General features: G+C 51.9%; 1 protein-coding gene and 2 pseudogenes. 1 reads left to right on the forward strand and 2 read right to left on the reverse strand.

What is annotated here, in order from left to right:
• Positions 1–325: pseudogene (locus LPA44_RS17925) on the reverse strand (ISH3 family transposase); the annotation flags it as partial.
• Positions 326–1226: 901 nt separating this feature from the next.
• On the opposite strand from LPA44_RS17925, the gene LPA44_RS17930 reads away from it, so the two are divergent.
• Entirely contained in the window at positions 1227–1676 is a 450-nt protein-coding gene (locus LPA44_RS17930) for a hypothetical protein (RefSeq protein ID WP_230890841.1), read from the forward strand.
• Here LPA44_RS17930 and LPA44_RS17935 read toward each other — a convergent pair.
• A pseudogene (locus LPA44_RS17935) lies at positions 1654–1747 on the reverse strand (IS5/IS1182 family transposase); the annotation flags it as partial. The gene LPA44_RS17930 and the pseudogene LPA44_RS17935 overlap by 23 nt on opposite strands.

Here is a 1747-nt window from a genome sequence, read left to right on the forward strand (position 1 = left end):
CGACCTCCACCTGCTGGGGAAGGACGTCGAGAACGTCCTTCTGAAGGAGCGCGTTTCCGACTTACTCAAGCGTCTCAAGGTCGAATTTGGTGCGGAGATGGTAGAGAACCGAATTTTCGTGGGGGGCATCTTCGCTTTTCTCACAGAGCGTTGAGACCGAGGTCCCGTCGGCGCACGCGCCGACGAGGACCTCGTAGATGTCTTCAGCATCGATCTCGGCGTTTTCAGCGAGTGTGAGGGCGACTTCCTCGTCAAGAGCGTTGACGAGGAAGTTAAGAAGCTGGTCCTCGTGGATTTCACCGTCTGCTTGCTGGGTTGTAGACACACCTTCAGCAAGCAGACGTCTCAACTAACCGGCTTTGTGATGTACTGAAGCTGGATTGAAGTCGTCTGCTGTATCGATTTCTGAGAAGAGCGTGTGGAGTGACGCAACTGCATCATCAGGCCGTAGTAGAGAGGCTGCGTTCGGAGCCCAGTACCCAGCAAGCGTCTCAGCGTTCCATAACTGCTGAAAGTTATCTGCAGATGGGTCGTCGAGAAACGCTTGGAACTGCCGCCGGCAGAGTCGCGTCCGATTTGAGTTGGAAAAGTCGATACCGGGGCCAGTAGGTCCGTCTGCGACCAGCTGCTGCCAGGTATTCAACGCAGGTTCGAGAGAATGATGCAGGGTCGAATCAGCCATACCACGTAGTGTCAACCCCGTCAGTTAAATTGAGGGGCGATAACAGCCCGTCAGTGCCGCTTTTTGCAGAAGACGGTCTGTATCCACCAGTTCGCCATAGTTGATGGAGGATAGACTCCCCACGTAACCGGATACTATCTAGAACAATCCCACGATTACAACAACGTATTGATTGGCACTCGTTAACTATCCCCTCAACACCGTTTTGCTGCGTGGATTTGAAGAATTCATTTCATCTACTCGTCGGCCGTACATCGCGTGCGAGATTCAATATCAAGATATAGGTAATAACGTGAAATGATTTATTGAAAACCTCGGGACGGCGGTCCGGTATCTGCACTCAGGATTCCGGGTATAGAATACGTCTAACAGCTGGTATTCCGGGATAGGGACCTCTGAATCCCTAGCCCTTTTATATCTCCATCATACAAGTGGTGCAATTCGAACATGATGGACAAGAAATAGAGTGTCCGGAATGAGGCTCCGAAATAGGCGTCTCACGGGACCGGACACACATCTACTATCGTGTTCGAGAAAGACAACCATGATAGAACCGAACCACGCAAATGACTCGGTACAAGCCGAGTTGAACCAAATTGCAGCTGAATGGATTGACAACCACGAACTTCCCGAGAAAGTGACTAACAGCGATATCGTAGAACGTAGCAAAGAGCTCCACGACCAGTACAAACCCCACATTCAGACCTACACGAATAATACGTCCCTCAGTCAGGCTGAAGCAGAAATCCGAGCCCTTAGAAAACTCATCGGCGAAGACCGCACGGGACTCTCATGGGAAGCAATTACACTCCTGCTGTCGCGTGACGAGACGCCGTTCAAGGACGCCGCCGAATCGGTGGACGAGTACACTACCACCGCGGTCGGAGAATTCCATTCCCAGGTCGAATCGAAGGTTGAACAAGCCAAACAACTCGTAATGGCTCTGGTGAATCGCCAGAAGGCGTTCGATTTCACTGTTTCACGGATCGCTTGATGTTGTAGACCGCACACATCAGGACGATCTCACGAAATTCACGGTACCACGCTCGGGCACGCACCGCGTGG

Source organism: Halobacterium sp. KA-4 (genome assembly GCF_021028995.1).
Taxonomy (GTDB): domain Archaea; phylum Halobacteriota; class Halobacteria; order Halobacteriales; family Halobacteriaceae; genus Halobacterium.

Bases quoted from the DNA above. Each gene is read 5' to 3' on its own strand.
- LPA44_RS17930 (WP_230890841.1), top strand. From the start codon at position 1,227: ATGATAGAACCGAACCACGCAAATGACTCGGTACAAGCCGAGTTGAAC.